Origin of the sequence: Alicyclobacillus sp. TC, from assembly GCF_016804365.1 — a bacterium.
Taxonomy (GTDB): domain Bacteria; phylum Bacillota; class Bacilli; order Alicyclobacillales; family Alicyclobacillaceae; genus Alicyclobacillus_I; species Alicyclobacillus_I tolerans.
This window is the reverse complement of the sequence record NZ_CP044434.1, coordinates 1,923,144-1,941,749: the sequence shown is the minus strand read 5'-3', so window position 1 is coordinate 1,941,749 and position 18,606 is coordinate 1,923,144. Positions and strand designations below refer to the sequence as shown.

The following is an 18,606-nucleotide window of genomic DNA, read 5'->3' as shown; positions in this document are numbered from 1 at the left end:
TTCAGAAATTCCTGCAATTCATTCCAGGCAATGGTTTGAACAGCGTCCCACTCAGTAGGCAAGAGAAGTGAGTATCTTATGTGGTTAAGAAAATTATGGAATTCGTGAGATTACATTTCATTTTGTTAACCCAATAACTAACATACCGTTGGCAAACGCCTGAACATCCGTGACACATTGCGATATATCTTTTTTTGAAATCTGGTACCTTCTCTATGGGTTAAATGCCGACAACCAGTCAATAAATTTTCATCCAAGAAGGCATGTTGAATCATTTCAAGCAAATTCATCCATTAAATTTTCCATATGATGAGGCAACCCGTCTGCTATTTTGAGTTTATCAGGTTTTTTCCTGCGCAGACGCAGGATGTACCAATTGACAGAGATGCCTACTGCAAGGAATACGAGCGGAGAAATCCAGAGTGGATAAACTGGCGGCCAGATAGAGTAGTATAGAACGATAAAAAGTATCAGAGTTGACAATATAGGCAATACAAAGTGGCGAATAAGATGTAAAGTTTTCAGTTTGTGATACAGTCGCATGACAGAAATATTGAGTAAGGTATGGGCAGCAACCAAGCCGAAGAGTACAGCGGTTGTCAACATATTAAACGCATTGGAGGGACCCAGTAATAATCCTGAGACGATAGCGATAGTAAAGGCAAGTAATGAGAGTAATATTACTGCAATTCGTGGAGCAGAGCGTCCGTTGACTTGGGCGAAGGAAGCATGCATTAACTCATCTCTGCCGATTGCATAGAGGATGCGCGCTGAACTTGTAATCAGTGCAATACCGTCTGCTAATGCGCTGTTAAGTGCTAAAATAACGAGTACAATTGCTCCCACTGGTCCTAAATAATGTTCAAAAACCACTACGCCAGGCGCTCCATTGGTTGCAAAAGTAGCCATGTTTTGAATACCCCATCCCACTGTCAGAGCGTAGGCCGATAATGTTAAGGCAGCGCCTACTAAAGATAGAGAAATCAGAGCAGCACGACCAACGATACGTCCTCGGTTATTGCGTCGATTCTTGGCTTCCTCTCCGAGTGGTGTATGACTACCTACACCAATAAAACTAGTTATGCCAAAAATCATTCCTAAAGCGACACCTTGTATACCTCTATTTGGAATTTCGAATGGAACAAATGGAGCAGAAGGATGAACATGCACAATAATTAAAATTGAAGAAATAATTAGAAATACAATTTCTATAAGACTGGAGAGAGCAATAAAGCGAATGGTTGGTCGTATTCCTGCCAATCCAAGAGCAAGAGGAACTCCAATAAAAAAGATAACGGTTGCTATCCAAAACCAGGGGGGTAATGTAATGTGAAGTTGCGTTAGGATTCCTGGTAAAAATACGCCACCTATGTAAACAGGTATTCCAGCTACGCTGACGATTTGATAAAAGATGACCATAAATGCGGTGAACACGGCTGACTTTGGACCAATTCCAGCGGCTACGTAACTGTAGTAACCACCAGCCGATGTGCGGTGTTTTGAAAGGTGGTAGATAGTATTGACTTCAATGAACATAACCAAAAATGCCAATAGATAAGAAAGAGGAAGTGCGGCTAATGCAAACGCCGCGCCTGCAGTCATAAAAGCTACCACGTCACAGGTAGGCGCCATACCGCTGATACTTTGACTTACTAATCCCCAAAAGCCGACCGATTCTGTTTGCAAGTGGTTATGTTGACTCACGTGTCTTTTAACCTCCTCAAACTGATTGTGAAAACATACATGTGAAAACTCTTTTGTTATAAATAAGAATGGTTCTGATTTATTCTCAAAATAACATAGATATGCTGTTTTGTAAATCGTAATCGATCTTATTTTCTGGATTGCTATCGCAGGGTTTATTTAAAGACAGATGGAATGGGATTGAACATCTAAAAATTGATCAGAAAATGCTTAACGATGAATGGGTCATGGACGTTCAAAATGAGGGCTGTTCGAAAGTGGCATATGAATAAGGGGGCTCTATAACCAACTTGCTTGACGCTACTTTATTGTCAGTTGATGATAGAGCAGTAAGGAATTAATGACCACGCGGAATGCTGGCTAAATGTTTACGGCCAATCGCAAGAATCACAACACTAAGGATAACGCCCAGTGCACCTGAATAAAAAGGTATATGAGGGTTGTACCATGATGCTAATTTTCCAGCTAGCCAAGGAGCAATAGCGCCTCCTAAAAAACGTACAAAACTGTAAGCTGATGAAGCTATAGGACGCTCAAATGGGGAAACTACCATAACTGCTGTAGTTATCAGCGTATTGTTGATTCCCAAAAGAGCTCCCGCCAGAATAACGGCTATAGAGACAATCATTGTAGTATTCGTAAATACGGCCATGATAATCAAATCAAGAGCAAACAGTGTGAGTACAGTCATCATGACCGAACTGGTACCAAACTTTTTTTGTAAATGAGGAGCTATCCAAACAGATGTAATCGCTAGACAAATGCCCCAGCCAAAAAAGACGTATCCTAGCTGATGAATACTGAGCCGCAAGACAAAGGGTGTGTATGCAAGCAATGTAAAAAATCCGAAATTATAAAAGAATGCAGTCAAGCCCATAGTAAGAAGCCCACGGTGACGTAAGGCAAAAAAAGGTTCAATAAGGCTATGTCGAGCAGCTGGACGTTGATTTCCCTTCAGTAAAATTAAGGTCAACAAGAAACCGATACACATCAATACTGCTACCCCATAAAAAGGACCACGCCAGGAGATAGCGCCTAATTCTCCACCGAGCAAGGGACCTACAGAAATTCCTAGTCCGAGTGCGGCTTCGTATAAAATAATGGCTCCCGCGGGACCGCCGTTTGCAACGCTAACAATGACTGCCAGAGCAGTGGAAATAAAAAGTGCATTGCCCAGTCCCCAACCTGCTCTGAACCAGACGATTTGTCCAACATTGGCTGCGTGTCCAGCCAGCGCACTAAAAAGAATAATCAGTAATAAACCAGCTATCAGCGTTCCTTTGTAGCCAATTCTGCTGCTGATCCCGCTGGTAATGACCATGGCTAAAGCCATTACTAAGTTATAGGAAGTAAAAAGAAGTTCAACTTCAGCAGGGGATGCATGCAGTTTAGAAGCAATGTCTGGAAGTATCGGATCGACGAGACCAAGACCCATAAATGCAATGATACATGCAAATGCTACTGACCAAACAGCAAGTGGTTGATGCCAAAGTGGCTGCCGTGTGTCAGATAAATCTTCAAGGTGAGAAGACAACTGAATCGACTCCTTTTTGCTAAAATAGAGGATAAAGTGGTGATTAATCCCAATATATTTCGTAAAACGAAATATATTGGGGGGAGAAACTGCGTTCTTCAAAAAATATCGATCTCGAAGAACCAAAATACATCATATACTATTCCGCTCTGATTTCAAGTGATTGATTTTGGATGAGGAATTTTGTGAAGTGTAGGTAAAAGTAATGATATTAAGGTAAACAAAATCATAAAGGGGATGTGGTATTCCCCTTGATTTCAATGGCTATAAATATTGCGCAGGTCAATTAAGCGCTCCAGATTCGTTGTTTATCGACAATAGCAATTTCTTGGTCTTGAAGAGGGACAATTTCCCAATCTATATCGTTAGGAACTTCTATGATTTTCATAGTACTCATAGGGTGTGTAATTTGATCCCCATAAGTCTCTATAAGTTCAATTAATACGGGATGAGTCATGAGTTTTTTCCATATATCCAAATCTTTTGTATCAAAAAATGTTCGAATAAATCGATATTCTCCCATCGGAATCATCCCAAACTCTAATTCTTCATGAGGACTGTAAAAAATTCTTTGCACAATATAAAAGGGATTTATACGATCTCCTTCGCTAAGCAGACGAATATATGAAAGAGTTTCTTTAATGACCCAGCCTTTTTCCATCAATTTTTGAAAACCTAACTCATTGAAATGAAATATTTTTTTCCAAATAATGATTTTCAAAATAAACTGCCTCCTAAAATTGAACTACTCGATGGGTTTCCTGTTCACCGTTTCAAAGTCTTCATTATTTATGCCTTCATTTTAGAAAGATCGATTGTTCCAAAAGTATCGAATTTTGTTCCATTTGCAACATGTTGTAGGTATTCTCTCTTGAAATTTCGAATATATAGGATATGATATAGAAAACGTTTAACTAAAACGTTTTCTGAAAATTGATGGAGGTAAGCGCATTCAAAACATGTCGAACCCATGGCTATTGCGTCCTTCAATTCCAAGCTAAAAGGAGGTCTGACTATGAGCAGTAAGAGAAGCAATGTAAGATGGGGAATAGCGGTTCTCATAGGAATAGGATGTGTTTTGTCAAGTGGTTTCCCCTGGTTTTATCATCACTAATTCCTCGGTATAATCAACGCTTTTTCCCTGGTGGAATCAACCGAAATTCCCTGGTTTAATCAAGAGAATTCCTTGGCCAATTTCCAGTTCCAAATCAGTCATTTTTGTCTCATCAGTGCATGCTTTAGGCGGTAACTCTCTCCCTCGAACACGACCAATTGTCCATGGTGGGCTAGACGGTCAATCATGGCTGCGGCCATCTGGTCGTCAGTGAATATACCTCCCCATTTTGAGAACTCAAGGTTGGTTGTAATCACGAGACTTCGTCGTTCGTAGCTTGCGGCCACCACCTGAAATAAAAGTTGTGCTTCCTCACGGTCCATGGGTAGATAGCCCCATTCATCAATCACAAGAAGCTGTGCCTTCTCTAGTTCCTTCATTGTCCGTTCCAACAAGCCATTTCGCTTACTTTCGCTGAGCTTGGTCACAAGGGAGGCCGCCGTAAAGAAACGAGTCGGAATCCCCATTTCACACGCTTTTGTACCAATTGCAATGGCAAGGTGTGTCTTGCCAGTTCCTACTGGCCCATACATGACGAGGTTTTTCTTTTCCTGGATGAACTGACACGAGATCAGTTCATCCAAGGGTAATGTGGAGGGAAGCCGGAGGGCACTGAATTCGTAGCCCTCCAACGTCTTTCGAACCGGAAACGCCGCCTTCTGAAAGAGCCGAATCCTTTTCTGTCGTTCCCGGTGCTCAAGTTCCTCACGAAACACTTTGTGTAAGAACTCCTCCTGCTTCGGAGTGGCTTCAAGGTCACACAAGCGCACCGCATTTTGGCTGAGAATCAGTTGCCGGCAGAACTGTGAGATTTCAAGGCGAACTTCACTGCGGTCCATACGTATCACCTTCTAACGTTTTTGGTAGTAGGACGTCGTATTGAGTCATGTCCGGTCCGGGTTCGCCTGGCGTATCAAGGCCGTAGTGAGCAATGCGAGCAGCAATCACCGCAGCGTTGACATCAATGCCCTGGGTACGTCGCCGAACAATCGCTTCCTGGAGAGAGGTAACGGCAACATCAAGTCCGTATTGACTCGACAGATCTTTAATCACCCGTAAAGCTTGCCGTAGCCCACTCTTGTCTTGCTCGTCCATATAGTCACGTACCTCATAGGACATCTGGCTGCGCATCATGCTGTTCTTCCAAGCGCCTGGTTTCGTAATCAATTGGTCCAGTATTGTCAGCCAATCGACAGTGTCCGTCCGCTCCATTCCAAACGCCCTGGGGTGACGAGAGATCGCGTCGCCACTCTCATCCAGTGGCTCTACAAAGTGGGCACTCATTCGAACCACAATCTCCTTGTCTGCGTACATCGGAGACGAGGAGTAGTTGTGCTTTCCGTCTATCACAAACTTTCCGTAGCCGTTAGTTTTTACGTGCTCATAGCGGCATGCTTCAAACGGTAGACGTGGTAGAGGAAGTAGTGCTTGCTTGTCCGCTTCAAACAGCTCAATCATCGGTGCCTCTTTCTTGTAATGCTCTCGCAGATTATCCAGATCACACAACTCAAACAGCTCGGTATTCCATTCAATGAGCGAGGGTACGGACGGTACCGGTACCATGTAATTGCGCCTTGCGTAACCCACCTTGTTCTCGACGTTCCCCTTCTCATTCCCGCTATTGGGATTACAGAAGGTCACCTGGAAACCATAATGCGCTTGAAATCGCTTGAACAACTGGGTCATGCGGACAAGCTCACCAATGCGTCGACCGGCTGCCGTTGCGTTGTCAATGACAAGCCGTGGCGGTGCACCTCCAATGTGCTCAAATACATCCATGAGGCCTTGGCACAAACACTCAGCCGTTTCGCCAAGAAAACCTTGCACCCATCCGGTGTTACTTTGGGGAAAGGAGAGCACGAGGTACTTGGAGACTCGACGAACGCCATTTAGAAATACATCGCATTCACCGAAATCGGCCTGAGCTTCACCCGGATGCCATTCAAGCTCAAGATATCCGCCTTTACTCAGTTGCTGACGTTGGCGAAATGAACTTACGTATCTATTCACGGTAGGATACGAGCACGGAAAGTCTGAATGCATCTTTGCCAGGCGGTCGTACACACGCTTGGCGGTATGCCGTTGCTTGTAGCGATTTTTCGCATCTTGAAGAAGCCATGCATCAATGGTGGCCTTGTAAGGGTCCAACTTGGATGGCTTAATAATGGACGCAGGCGGCTTCGGTGAGAAATCTTCCTGCATCATATACTTGCGAACGGTCTTGGGGTCCAGCCCTAGTTCGCTCGCAATTTGGTAGGCTCCTTTCTGCTGCATCTGCAGCTCTTTAATCCTGTGAATCTGGTCCATGCTCATCGTCATCCTTTCTCCTCCTCGCATTTCTACAAGAAGGATTGTAAGTATTGGATGACTGAAGTGGCAGAGATCCACCAGGGAATTTTCCAGATCCGGTCAGGGATTTCCTGATGAAATCAACAGGGAATTTCAGTTGATTACACCAAGGAATTTTCGATGACCAGAACCTCCATTTTTATTTGACCATACACAGAATAGGAATTGTTATCAATTATTTTGATCGAACCAATATCTCCGTGGCCACTAAACCCTTGATGTCCAGTTATCATTTAACCAAGGGAGAAATGGGTATTCTTTTATCTTCATTTGCATGGTCTTATGCTTTGGTGCAAATTCCTATTGGTGCTTTGCTAGACCAAGTGGGTGTGAAATGGCTTATGCGTATTGGCACGCTGCTTTGGTCTTTGGCAACTTTTTTGACCGCTGTTGTCAGTGGAATGGGACTCATTATTTTTTCGAGGATTTTACTAGGTATTGCTGAAGGACCTGCTTTTCCCGGTGCATCCAAAGCGACTGGATATTGGTTTCCAATAATCGAGCGCGGCAGAGCAACTTCAATGTTCGATGCAGCAGCTAAGCTATCTAATGTCATTGGCGTACCGATTGTTGCTTTTGCCGTGACGGCATGGGGCTGGCGAGGCGGATTTATACTGACAGGCATTCTCAGTCTGCTATATTTTCTAGCTTATTGGATTTGGTATCGCGATCCCGAGGAATCTAAATCGATCAATGAGGCAGAGTTACGCTATATTCGTGAAGGGGGAGCTCAAGAAGAAGGAGAAGCACCAGGTGGCAGTATGCGCAATTTGGGCTATCTTTTGGGGCGGCGTAAAGTATGGGGCCTGACCATTGGTTTTGCTGCTTATGGCTACGCATTTTACCTTTTTCTTACCTGGCTGCCAGGGTACTTAGAAACACAGATGCATATGTCCGTCTTAAAAAGTAGTGGATTTGCCATTATTCCTTGGGTGGTAGCCACATTGACGGATTTATGGATTGGAGGTTGGCTTGTAGATAAACTGGTTGCTTCAGGTCGTGATGGATCTCGTGTCCGCAAAACTTTGTTAGTTATAGGGATGATATTTGGGCTAGCTGTAGCAGGCGCTGCGTTCACATCTCATGCAAGTGTGGCTATTGTCTGGATTTCTATTGCACTTGGAGGCCTTGCCTTTTCAGCGCCCATCGGCTGGAGTATCCCTGCTCTGATTGCGCCTAAAGGCACAGTTGGAACAGTCGGAAGTATTATGAACTTTGTCAATAATATTATGGGTATTTTGGCACCCATCATCACGGGATTTATTGCTGGAGGAACAGGTTCTTTTGCGCTAGGATTTTTAGTAGCTGCTGTAGTGCTTCTCATTGGTATTTTGTCCTATGTCTTTTTGCTTGGGCGGATTGAACCGATGGAATGTTCTCAAATATCTCGTCTCTAAGTGTGGTTTGGGATGAAGCTGGAATTGCCGCCGGCCTGCTTGTATAGGTCGGCGGTCTTTATTGAATGGGAGTGAATACCATGACGCATTGTGTGATCGGTATCGATCTCGGTACAACATCGGTGAAAGCCAATTTGTTTCATGAAAATGGCCAGATGTTGCAGTTGTTTAGTCATACCGTAAAAACGCATCACGAAGAGGATGGTTCGGCTAAACAATGTCCTCAGGAAGTGGCCACAGCGACAGGGAAGGTATTGGTTGAGGCGGCCCAATTCGCTAAAAAATCTGGTTTTTCCGTCCGTTTAGTAGGTATCAGTGCTGCTATGCACAGCCTGCTTGTAGTCAATCAAGCGGGTGAGCCTTTAACGTATGCTTCCATTTGGATGGATGCTCGACCAAACGAAGAGGCAATGCAGCTTCGTAGACAACCTATTGGTAAAACACTATACGAAGCAACAGGCACACCGTTGCATGCAATGTCTCCTTTAGCCAAATTGTTATGGATGCGCCGCCAATCCAGCCCATTCTTAAATCAACATAATCGTTATGTATCTTTGAAGGAGTTTGTCTGGTATCAATGGTTTGGCGAGTGGGTGGTAGATGAATCTATGGCGGGAGCGTCTGGTATGTACAATTTGCATATCCGCGATTGGGACCCATTGGCTCTTTCACTCGCCGGCATTCAGCGCGATCAGTTATCAAGCATTGTTCCAACGAAGAAGCTTTATCAAGGAGTGATAAACTCTGAATTAAAGTTGGCCGGTTTGTCCGATACACTATTTAATATTGGCGCTTCGGATGGAGTTTTGGCTAATTTAGGCGTGGGTGCTTTAGACGATGAGTCTATGGTTATTACAATGGGAACAAGTTGTGCAGTTCGGTTGACCGCTCACAAACCAATCTTTGATTTTCAGCACCAACCGTTTACTTACGTGTTGGACGATGAACGTTATGTGGTTGGTGGACCGAGTAACAGTGGAGGTGTGATTGTAGATTGGATTCTGCAACAGTTTTTAGGAAGTTCAGTATCGGAAGATAACGATATGTGGAAAATTTTATTACAGGAAGCGTCTCAAGTGGATTCTGGCAATCTGACATTTTTACCTTATGTGGCAGGTGAGCGAGCACCCTTATGGAATGCTGATTGGAGCGGTGCTTGGCTTGGCTTGCGTCTGGAACATCAACGTTCTCATTTGTTGCGCGCTGCTCTGGAAGGAATAGTATTCAATGCTTTTTGGATTGCGGGAGGATTGCGGAAAGCTGGAGCACAACCGAAACGACTCATTTTATCAGGGAAGTTGTTGCAGAACGCGTTCATGTCGCAATTGTGCGCAGATATATTTCAACTTCCCGTAATCAGTTGTCATGTTGGGGATGCCTCAGCCAGAGGAGCAGCCAAGCTGGCTATGTTAGCTGCAGGTGACATTCAATATCATCAAATAAGTGAGGGGTTGCCTTTCGAATTCACTTTTCCAAATAAAAAAAAGCAAGTTGAATACGCAGAGAAATATGAGCGATTTCGTTCGTATTGTCAACTTTTGGAATCTAATCTTTCAGCATCGTCGAGTCGCGTATAATCAGTTCGGAAGGAAGTATCTGTAATACAGGCATATTTTCTGTCGATCCCGTTTCCACTTTCTCTAATATAAGTTTGGCTGCTAAGCGTCCCATTTCTTCCGTAGGTTGACGTATACTTGTCAATGGAGGGGTGGTAACGCTTGCCCAATCGGGATCGTCAAAAGTAGCCAGTCCCATGGGATTTGGAGTTTGGATTCCTAATTTCTGTAACCACGGGTAGAGTCGCAGCATAAGAAGTCCATTGGCAGTATAAATAGCAAAAGATTGACCGTTCATATTTTTACGAATGCGTTCCGCGGTATGAAAGTAACTTTCTTCATTAGATTTATCCAGACGTTCTATCCATTCTTTACGCTTCGCTTTCAGGCAGGCATTTCGATATCCACGTAGTCTTTCTTCACGAGTACTCACTCCGTTTTCCATCTCTGTAACATAAATTACATTTTCGTAGCCTGTGGTAAACAAATAATGGGTTACATCATAAGAAACCTGCTCATTGTTGGTAACTACGTTGGCAGCATTTGCAATATCTATGCGTCGATCGATCATGACCAACGCCAATTCTTTAGAAATATTTTGCAACAAATCTGCATTTGCTCCATTTGTTTGAATAACGATACCATCGACATTTTGACTGCGCAAAGATAATAAGAAATCTCGTTCTCTTTGCTTATCTCCGTTGCTATCAAAAACTAGCAATCCATATCCGGCTGGTGCCATGACCTCTGAAAGTGAACGGATGACAGAGGCACAAAACGGGTAACTGATGTTGACCACAACAACGGCTATTTGTTTTGTCCGATTGGCTTTAAGTCCTTGCGCCATGATGTTGGGACGATACTCGAGACGCTGTATGATATTGGCAATTTTCATTCTGGTTTTCTCGCTCATATATTCATAATGTCCATTTAAATAGCGAGATACTGTAGTAATCGATACCTGCGCCTCACGTGCAACATCTTCAATGGTAACCCGTTTGAAATTTGCCATATGCTATCCCTCCATCCAGCTTATTCATCATATCATGTAGGGGTGACAAACGCTTGTTGGGCAAAATGTCTATGTTCAATCTGTACTCAACAACGCTTCGGTTTGATAGGGCTGTAGACTGGATATATAGCAAGATTGATTCTAGAATAAATATGGCAAACTGAAAAAGCTTTGTTTTAACAGGAGTGATTCTTCTCTTATGCATGCTGAATTTCGCGGTTTGGGACTTGGCGGGGGTGGTCATGGCGCTGATCGATGGAAAATGCGCGAGTTGGCCAAACAAGAACATTTTGATTGGAAAATATTAAGCAGAGCCTTGCGAGCATTTCTACCCTATTGGCCACTTTCTATTGTTGTGATTTTCGTGATTCTTGCCACTTCCATAGGTGGGGTGTTGCCCGCATCTTTGACTCAACGCATTATCGATCTCGGTATACTTAAAGGCAATTTGAAAGTTGTCATGGAGTACACTGTAGCTCTTGTATTAACCGCTGTAGTTACCGGATTGCTGGGCGTGGTTCAGACTTGGCTGAGCAATCTCATTGCGCAAAATGTAATGGCTGACTATCGAATGGATTTATTTCGGCATCTTCAACTGCAAAGTGTCCATTTTTTTGCTTCTCGTCAAGCGGGAGAATTAGTTTCCCGTGTAACCAACGATGTAACAGCCATTCAAAACGTCGTAACCAATACACTGGTTGGTTTTGTAAGTAGTGCTTTAACCATTGCCTCAACACTCGTCTTTATGTTCAGTATGAATTGGCAGTTGGCTATTCTTTCGCTGATTGTCGTTCCAGCTTTTGTTATTCCCACCCAACGCGTAGGTATGACTCGTCAGAAATTACAGGGAGAAATTCAACAGTGGCTTGCCAAATTAACTGTCCAATTAAGTGAAACACTCGGTGTTAGTGGTGCTCTTTTAATTCGTATTTTAAATCGACAAGAGGCTGAAGAAAAACAATTCGCTGAAACTAATCATGTCTTGCGTGATTTGCAGGTTCGTCAATCTCTTGTTGGTCGATGGCTTTTTATGTGGATCAATATGTTTTCTGCTATTGGTCCTGCCGCCCTATGGGGATATGGTGGGTGGCTGGTTATTCACCATCGTTTGCAACTTGGCGCAATTGTTGCATTTACTACCTTGTTGGGGCGTCTTTATGGTCCGTTTAGTCAATTAGCTCAAATTCATGTCAATCTGCTTTCGTCCATTGCTTTATTTCGCCGCATTTTTTCTTTGCTCGATCAAGCTCCAGAAGTTGTTGATGGTCCATTGACCATTCCTGCTGATGCTATTGAAGGTAATCTGACTCTGCAAGCCGTATCCTATCGTTACCCGCTTCGCGAAAAACAGTTATCTGCAATATCTGTGAAAGAGGACGTCAATGATTCACATGAAGAAGATTCGCTTACCCAATCGCATCAGTTTGCCTTGCAAGATATTGCATTTCATGTGAAATCTGGTGAAACAGTAGCCCTTGTAGGCCCAAGCGGGGCAGGTAAAACAACTCTTCTGCAGCTCATACCGCGTTTTATGGATCCGACTCAAGGTACTGTCTATCTTGATGAATGGAATATTCGTGAATTGAAGTTGCAGTCGTTGCGGGCGCAAATTGGTTTGGTGCCCCAAGATCCATTTTTCTTTCATGACACGGTTTTTCATAATTTAAAAATGGCAAAAGAAGAAGCTACTTTGGAAGAAATGCGACGAGCATGCCGAGCTGCGCAAATTTTAGATACGATTGAACAACTACCTGATGGATTTCACACAGTAGTAGGGGAACGCGGCTATCGGTTATCAGGTGGCGAAAGACAGCGTCTGGCCATTGCACGAGTGCTTTTGCAAGAACCTAAAATTGTCTTATTAGACGAAGCAACGAGTGCTCTTGACAGTATCACCGAACGGAAAATTCAAGAGGCGCTCTCCGTATTGCTGGCTGGCCGTACAGCCATCGTGATCGCCCATAGATTGTCGACTATTTTAAATGCCGATCATATCATTGTTATGAATCGGGGAAAGGTAGTCGCTATGGGAACGCATCAAGAATTACTGCAAGAAAATAGCTTATATCAAAATCTGTATCGTACTCAATTTCAAGAGCAATGGCAAGCCACTTAGAAGAACTGAGTCTGCAATGAATAAAAAGGAAATGGCTATTCCTAAAGTTACTTCTCCTTCAAAGAATGCCGGGATTCAATGACACGACATAAGCCATTTTTTACATTACTAGCAAGTATCTCTTTAGCTTCTTGAAAACGTCCCTGATGCAACATTTCTATAATCGAAGCATGTTCAAGATAGGACTTTTCCATCTGCTCCTTTGTTTGTGTTGAAAATTGCAAGAGATATTTGAGAGGGTATCCAAGCTGTTGATAAAGTCTAAAGAGGATTTGACTGCCGGAAAATTGAAATAGACTCTCATGAAACATGGAATTATATTGAGAATAGGCTTGATTGTCTGCATCCACTACAGAAGTCTGCATTTGATGTAAAATATCTTGAAATGAACTGTAAATCTCATGGTTCCAGCGTGTCATTAGTCTATCGATGGTAGAAAGTTCTAAAATAGATCTCACTTCGTATAAATCACGAATATCATCATCTGAATATTCTCGTACAACTGTACCACGCCTAGGTAACCGTTCTACTAACCCATCCAATTGTAATAAATAGAGAGCTTCGCGTATCGGAGCTCGACTCGTTTTAAACATAGAAGCTAACTCTTCTTCTTTAAGACGATGTCCTCTTGGCAATTCGCCATTGAAGATACGTTCTGCCAACCAATCAGCAATTTGCATAGGAAGTGGATTTGTAAGTGATACTTCGGATTTATTGTCAGTGAAATAGGTTCGTTCCAATTCATTCACAACCTTGTTTTTAAATAGAAATATCACTTTATAAAGAGGTATTGTACAGAATAGGTTCAATTCCTGCAAAGAACTACAGAAACCTAGAGGTGTGCAATGAAACTGTATGGATTATATGGTAGAAGTGGGACTGGCAAAAGCCATCATGCTCAATGGATTGCCCAAAAAATGAATATAGAATGTATATTGGATGATGGGGTTATGATTTATAAAGGTGTGCTCAAAGCCGGGTACTCTGCAAAACTAGAGAAAACTATGATAGACGCTGTACGTCGAGCAATTTTTATGGATACTTTGCATTGTCAAGAAGTCCGCAGTGCGTTGCTAAAATATAACCCCTCAAAATGTCTTATTCTAGGAACTTCACAAAGAATGATTGAAAGAATATGTTTTCGTTTGGGATTAAATATAAATGAAATTAAATGGATTTCTATCGATGAAATTGTAAATATTGAAGAAAAATTATTAGCTTTAGAAATGCGGCAAAAGGGATTGCATGCGGTTCCGATTTTTCAGTCGAAGCTTCAAGCGGAAAGTCGTATCGCCTCTTATGCGATAAAAATGCTTAATCGTATAAAAGTTAGTCACCATTTAAAAAAAACGGATGAAGAATTTACGGTTGTTCGTCCTATTTTTGCGGAAGGGGGAGTTTACATTCATCCTCAAGTGGTTAGTCAATCCATTCATCATCTTATCGAATTTCATCAATATCCTTTTCATATGACTCGAATGGTTGTATTGAATCATGACTTGAGTCATTTTCATATTAAATTACATGCCAAATGGCAAAGTGATTTACGTAAAGAATCCATGAGGCTTCAACAACATATATTCAACTTTCTACAAGAAAAACTTGGGTTTCCTTATCCCAATATCGTTATAGAAATTGTTTCAATCAGTCCTCCAACACATATGACATAAAAAAAATCATAATCAATATTCTTAAAATAGTTTGACATCAATCATTGCTCAATGATATATTGTCGACAATCGACAATTAGGGATGGGGGGGAAACTGTGAAGGTTGTAGTGGAGAGATTTAATGAACAGGGGACCTTGAGATTTCAACTTGCCGGACCCATTGGTGTGATTACAATTGACAGATCTAGTCAACGTAATGCATTAACTCAAGATATGTGGAAAACTATGAAAAACTGGGTAGTGAGTCTGCCATCTAAAACGAGATTACTTGTAATTCGTGGTGCTGGAAGTGATTTTACTGCTGGAAGCGATATTAAGGAATTTTCTGTTTTAACGGTAGATCAGGCAAATATTGCTTTTGAAACAATGGAAGAGACTATCTCCGCTATTGAGAATGTATCGATTCCTACGATTGCTTCAATTAACGGACCTGCTTTTGGAGCTGGTTTCATATTAGCGTTAGCATGCGATGTTAGGATAGGTACAGAAAATGCAATGTTTGGAATGCCTGTTGGAAAACTTGGAGTTACTTTGCAGCCTCCTTTTCTACGCAGAATGATACAAACACTGGGGCCTAGTCGAACTAAAGATTTGATTTATACCGCGCGCAGTTATAAAGCAAACCAGGCAATGGAACTAGGAATTCTGAATTATCTTGTACCAAGCGTAAAATTAGATAGTGAAACGATTTCATTAGCCAGGAGAATGCTATTACAGTCAAGAGCATCTTTGCTTGCGGTAAAGAAAAATGTGAATCTTGTCCTATCGGGTATGCAGATGGAAACAGGTTATTGGGTTGATAACAATGATTTTAAAGAGGGAGTACGCGCGTTTACTGAAAAACGACCAGCACATTTCTAGATGTAAATCAAAAAACTTGTTAGATAGACACAATGGGAGGGTAGCGTATGTATGCGTTTTCAAATATCCGTATTGTGGATCTGACAAGAATATTAAGTGGCCCTTTTTGTACAATGTATTTTGCTGATCTCGGTGCGGAAGTAATTAAAATCGAGCCACCAAATGGAGACGATACACGAACTTGGGGACCTCCGTTTATTCAAGGTGAAAGCGCATACTTTATGAGCGTAAACAGAAATAAAAAAAGTGTGGTTCTTGATTTAAAGTCTGAAGTTGGTAAACAAAGGCTTATTGAATTAGTAAAAAATGCAGATATCATAGTTGAAAATTTTCGACCAGGTACTTTAGAGAAACTTGGATTTGGATTTGAAAACTTAAAGAAATGGAACCCAACCATCATACTTGCATCTATATCTGGTTTTGGACAAACGGGTCGTTATAGAGATGAACCAGGTTATGATGTGATTGCTCAAGGTATGGGCGGTTTAATGGCTGTGACAGGATATCCAGATGGTGAGCCAGTTAAGCCTGGATTTTCTTTGGCAGATATTAGTGCAGGCATGTGGGCGATTATTGGTATTTTAACAGCTTTAGAAAAAAGACGTTATATTTCTGAAGCGCAGTGGATAGATGTCTCACTGCTAGAATCCATGATGGCTTTTCAAACCTATGCTGCAGGTAATTTTTTTGCGAGTGGTTATGACCCTAAACCGATGGGAAATGCGCATCCAAATATATGCCCTTATCAGGCGTTTTCAGCAAGCGACGGTTATTTTAATTTAGCGGTTGGAAATGATAAATTGTGGGAAAAATTTTGTCTCGCAATAGGTGCGTTAGGTAACGATGAACGATTTAAGACTAATCCAGACCGTGTTACAAGAAGAGATATTCTTATTCCGTTGTTGCAGGAAATATTTAAAACTAAAACGGTTTCTGAGTGGATTCAAATTCTTCGTCAATATGGGATTCCATGTGGGCCTATTTACAAATTATCAGATTTATACGCTGATAATTACGTTATAGAGAGAAACATGCTCTTTACTGTAAACCACCCCTTGGCAGGAGAAATTAAACAAGTGGCCACACCCGTTAAGTTTTTGAATGAGACAGAAAATAAAATTAAAGATAATCCGCCACCGCTTCTTGGCGAACATACTGAAACCATCTTGCAAGCTATCCAAATCATGTAGGGTCATTTTTTCTTCCTAGTAAAACAAGTTTACAACAGAGAGGAGATGAAAGAGAAAGTAACGCAAAATAAATCTGAATATTCTAATCTATATAAATTTATTTTTATCTGATATACGATGCGATTTGTTGAAGAATAAGGGAGGTAGGAAGGATGGGTTCGTCAGTTCAAGTTGCAAGTGCTCCTTTATCCATAAAAACTAAATTAAATCGTCAACAAATAAATGGATTTTGGGCAGCCTGGAGTGGGTGGTTGATGGATGGAATGGATTCAGTCATCTATGCACTCGTATTGACTCCAGCTATGAAACAATTGCTTCCTATGTCTGGTATTCAGTCTACTGCTAGTAATATTGCTCTGTACGGTTCTATCTTGTTTGCGCTATTTTTGGTTGGTTGGGGTCTATCGTTTTTATGGGGACCCATAGCAGATCGTTTTGGACGTTCCAAGTCATTGATGTTAACGATTCTTGTCTATGCTGTATTTACCTGTTTAAGCGGGTTTGCACATAATATTTGGGAATTGGCTATTTTTCGGACTTTGGCGGGTATTGGTATTGGTGGTGAATGGTCAATGGCTGGTACTTTTGTTGCAGAATCTTGGCCTGAGGATAGAAGAAAAATGGGGGCAGGATATTTACAAACAGGTTACTATGCTGGATTTTTTGTGGCTGCCGCTTTGAACTATACAATTGGAGCATCATTCGGCTGGAGAGCCATGTTTTTTGTAGGTATTGTTCCTGCTCTAGTATCTTTTTGGGTACTAGCAAGTGTAAAAGAACCGGAAAAATTTACAAAAGTAATTCAAAAGACGAAGAATCATCAGCCTTTATCTAAAATTTTTACACCTGAGTATCGTAAACGTACGCTTATTAATTCTCTACTACTAACTGTAGCTATCATTGGACTCTGGGCAGGGTCAGTTTATGAACCAACAGCTATTATCCAACTAGCAACAAAAACTGGAATGAAAGGACTCGCGCCTGTACACATGTCATCTTATGGAACAGCTATTTTATCAATTGGAACAATTCTAGGATGTATTTTGCTAGTTCCTCTGGCGGAGAAAATAGGTCGGAAAAAAGCTTTAGCAGTCTATTTTGCAGTGATGATTGTCAGCATCATTCTCTCTTTTGGGTGGGCATTCTATTTACCACATGGGCTTGCGCCATTTATGATCATCCTGTTCTTTCTTGGATTTGGTGGAGGGAATTTTGCAATGTTTAGTTTATGGCTACCTGAACAATATCCTACAGATAGGAGAGCTAGTGCTTTTGCATTTACTACTTCGATTGGTCGGTTTGTTGGTGCAATTGTAACGTTTATCATTGGTTCACTGGTTCACCAAATGGGAACACTTGGAATACCGGTAGCATTGACGTCAATTGCATTTTTAATTGGTATACTCATCATACCAGCAGCAAAAGAAACAAGAGGGGATTCTCTTCCAGAATAATGTGATGCAAATCAGAACAGGTCGATCTAGTCAAAAGATCGACCTGTTCATTGAAATTTTTTACGCATGGGCATGTTTACCTGGAGTTGATTTGGAGTTTATCTTTAGTTCTGTATCTTTGCCAGCCATCGTCCAAAGATTGAGCAGAATGGTTATAGCTCCTAAAATGACGCTTGTCCATGTTTCTTTAGTATCCATGGATAGTACGAAAGGTTGAATGATGAAACCAATACCCATAATCAGGGAAACCCATGTTTGCCAAACTTTCCAACCGGAACTATTCTGCATAAATGTTGCCCATCCAGATGCAATCAGTTGAATTGCGCCTAGAATAATGCTTGACCAAAGAGCAGATGTGTGATTGGTGTAGTGGAAGACCCACGGTGAAATGATAAACCAAATACCAATTAGGGCAAGTAATCCATTTCTCCACTTCATATAACCACACCTCCCAAAAGATTTGGTTTACATAAAGTAAATTAAAACTTATCCATGAACTCTTCAAGGTTGGTTTTAATCGAATTAGACGAAAAAGAGAATAAAATTTAATAAGATATTCCTATCTCTTTTTCTTTCTTAACCAATCTTTGAATTTCTCATCATTACGTATGTTTTTAAGCGAAAATTTTCTGGAAACCGCGATCGAGCA

At 41.7% G+C, this 18,606-nt stretch carries 15 protein-coding genes; 7 read left to right on the top strand and 8 right to left on the bottom strand.

Features of this window, described 5'->3' with window-relative positions; translation table 11 throughout:
* Positions 1-276: 276 nt before the first annotated feature.
* The 5 genes from FY534_RS09605 to istA form a co-directional block, all read right to left on the bottom strand.
* Positions 277-1,704 carry an APC family permease gene (locus FY534_RS09605; protein WP_203114428.1) on the bottom strand — a complete coding sequence of 476 codons (1,428 nt, stop codon included), beginning with the start codon at positions 1,702-1,704 and terminating at the stop codon, positions 277-279.
* A 337-nt stretch (positions 1,705-2,041) separates the two neighbouring features.
* Positions 2,042-3,244: an MFS transporter gene (locus FY534_RS09600; RefSeq protein WP_370541570.1), complete on the bottom strand. Its 1,203-nt coding sequence runs from the start codon at positions 3,242-3,244 to the stop codon at positions 2,042-2,044.
* Positions 3,245-3,524: 280 nt separating this feature from the next.
* Positions 3,525-3,959 (bottom strand): hypothetical protein, encoded by a 435-nt coding sequence (locus FY534_RS09595; protein ID WP_203114427.1) that lies wholly within the window; start codon positions 3,957-3,959, stop codon positions 3,525-3,527.
* Between the two features lie 491 nt (positions 3,960-4,450).
* Positions 4,451-5,191, bottom strand: coding sequence for an IS21-like element helper ATPase IstB (gene istB / locus FY534_RS09590; protein WP_203114426.1), 741 nt, complete (start codon positions 5,189-5,191; stop codon positions 4,451-4,453).
* A complete protein-coding gene (gene istA, locus FY534_RS09585; RefSeq protein WP_238413484.1) occupies positions 5,178-6,671 on the bottom strand; it encodes an IS21 family transposase in 1,494 nt (497 codons plus the stop codon). Before istA ends, istB begins: the two co-directional genes overlap by 14 nt.
* A 173-nt stretch (positions 6,672-6,844) precedes the next feature.
* Here istA and FY534_RS09580 point away from each other — a divergent pair, with 173 nt between their 5' ends.
* Together FY534_RS09580 and FY534_RS09575 are read left to right on the top strand one after the other, a co-directional pair.
* The gene (locus tag FY534_RS09580) at positions 6,845-8,098 is read left to right on the top strand and encodes an MFS transporter (protein WP_203114425.1); all 1,254 of its coding nucleotides are present in this window, start codon (positions 6,845-6,847) and stop codon (positions 8,096-8,098) included.
* An 80-nt stretch (positions 8,099-8,178) separates the two neighbouring features.
* Positions 8,179-9,675: a gluconokinase gene (locus FY534_RS09575; RefSeq protein WP_203114424.1), complete on the top strand. Its 1,497-nt coding sequence runs from the start codon at positions 8,179-8,181 to the stop codon at positions 9,673-9,675.
* Here FY534_RS09575 and FY534_RS09570 read toward each other — a convergent pair.
* Positions 9,644-10,666, bottom strand: coding sequence for a LacI family DNA-binding transcriptional regulator (locus FY534_RS09570; protein ID WP_203114423.1), 1,023 nt, complete (start codon positions 10,664-10,666; stop codon positions 9,644-9,646). The two genes, FY534_RS09575 and FY534_RS09570, sit on opposite strands and share 32 nt — an antisense overlap.
* A 199-nt stretch (positions 10,667-10,865) precedes the next feature.
* Here FY534_RS09570 and FY534_RS09565 point away from each other — a divergent pair, with 199 nt between their 5' ends.
* Positions 10,866-12,782: an ABC transporter ATP-binding protein gene (locus FY534_RS09565; protein ID WP_203114422.1), complete on the top strand. Its 1,917-nt coding sequence runs from the start codon at positions 10,866-10,868 to the stop codon at positions 12,780-12,782.
* Between the two features lie 47 nt (positions 12,783-12,829).
* Here FY534_RS09565 and FY534_RS09560 read toward each other — a convergent pair whose 3' ends face one another.
* The gene (locus FY534_RS09560) at positions 12,830-13,522 is read right to left on the bottom strand and encodes a GntR family transcriptional regulator (RefSeq protein ID WP_238413483.1); all 693 of its coding nucleotides are present in this window, start codon (positions 13,520-13,522) and stop codon (positions 12,830-12,832) included.
* Positions 13,523-13,627: 105 nt separating this feature from the next.
* On the opposite strand from FY534_RS09560, the gene FY534_RS09555 reads away from it, so the two are divergent.
* The 4 genes from FY534_RS09555 (at position 13,628) to FY534_RS09540 (ending at position 17,957) form a co-directional block, all read left to right on the top strand.
* Positions 13,628-14,452 carry a hypothetical protein gene (locus tag FY534_RS09555; RefSeq protein ID WP_203114420.1) on the top strand — a complete coding sequence of 275 codons (825 nt, stop codon included), beginning with the start codon at positions 13,628-13,630 and terminating at the stop codon, positions 14,450-14,452.
* Between the two features lie 96 nt (positions 14,453-14,548).
* Positions 14,549-15,313, top strand: a complete 765-nt coding sequence (locus FY534_RS09550) for an enoyl-CoA hydratase/isomerase family protein (protein ID WP_203114419.1) — start codon at positions 14,549-14,551, stop codon at positions 15,311-15,313.
* Between the two features lie 47 nt (positions 15,314-15,360).
* Positions 15,361-16,503: a CaiB/BaiF CoA transferase family protein gene (locus FY534_RS09545; RefSeq protein ID WP_203114418.1), complete on the top strand. Its 1,143-nt coding sequence runs from the start codon at positions 15,361-15,363 to the stop codon at positions 16,501-16,503.
* A 152-nt stretch (positions 16,504-16,655) separates the two neighbouring features.
* On the top strand, positions 16,656-17,957 hold the full coding sequence (locus tag FY534_RS09540; protein ID WP_072873377.1) for an MFS transporter: 1,302 nt from the start codon (positions 16,656-16,658) through the stop codon (positions 17,955-17,957).
* Between the two features lie 60 nt (positions 17,958-18,017).
* Here the strand turns inward: FY534_RS09540 and FY534_RS09535 are convergent, their stop codons facing one another.
* Positions 18,018-18,395: an SPW repeat protein gene (locus FY534_RS09535; RefSeq protein ID WP_072873376.1), complete on the bottom strand. Its 378-nt coding sequence runs from the start codon at positions 18,393-18,395 to the stop codon at positions 18,018-18,020.
* Between the last annotated feature and the right edge of the window lie 211 nt (positions 18,396-18,606).

What these genes read in the sequence shown, in the direction of transcription:
- istB (WP_203114426.1), bottom strand. Translation starts at nt 5,191, where the DNA reads ATGGACCGCAGTGAAGTTCGCCTTGAAATCTCACAGTTCTGCCGGCAA.
- istA (WP_238413484.1), bottom strand. Translation starts at nt 6,671, where the DNA reads ATGACGATGAGCATGGACCAGATTCACAGGATTAAAGAGCTGCAGATG.
- FY534_RS09575 (WP_203114424.1), top strand. Translation starts at nt 8,179, where the DNA reads ATGACGCATTGTGTGATCGGTATCGATCTCGGTACAACATCGGTGAAA.
- FY534_RS09570 (WP_203114423.1), bottom strand. Translation starts at nt 10,666, where the DNA reads ATGGCAAATTTCAAACGGGTTACCATTGAAGATGTTGCACGTGAGGCG.
- FY534_RS09565 (WP_203114422.1), top strand. Translation starts at nt 10,866, where the DNA reads ATGCATGCTGAATTTCGCGGTTTGGGACTTGGCGGGGGTGGTCATGGC.
- FY534_RS09555 (WP_203114420.1), top strand. Translation starts at nt 13,628, where the DNA reads ATGAAACTGTATGGATTATATGGTAGAAGTGGGACTGGCAAAAGCCAT.
- FY534_RS09545 (WP_203114418.1), top strand. Translation starts at nt 15,361, where the DNA reads ATGTATGCGTTTTCAAATATCCGTATTGTGGATCTGACAAGAATATTA.
- FY534_RS09540 (WP_072873377.1), top strand. Translation starts at nt 16,656, where the DNA reads ATGGGTTCGTCAGTTCAAGTTGCAAGTGCTCCTTTATCCATAAAAACT.
- FY534_RS09535 (WP_072873376.1), bottom strand. Translation starts at nt 18,395, where the DNA reads ATGAAGTGGAGAAATGGATTACTTGCCCTAATTGGTATTTGGTTTATC.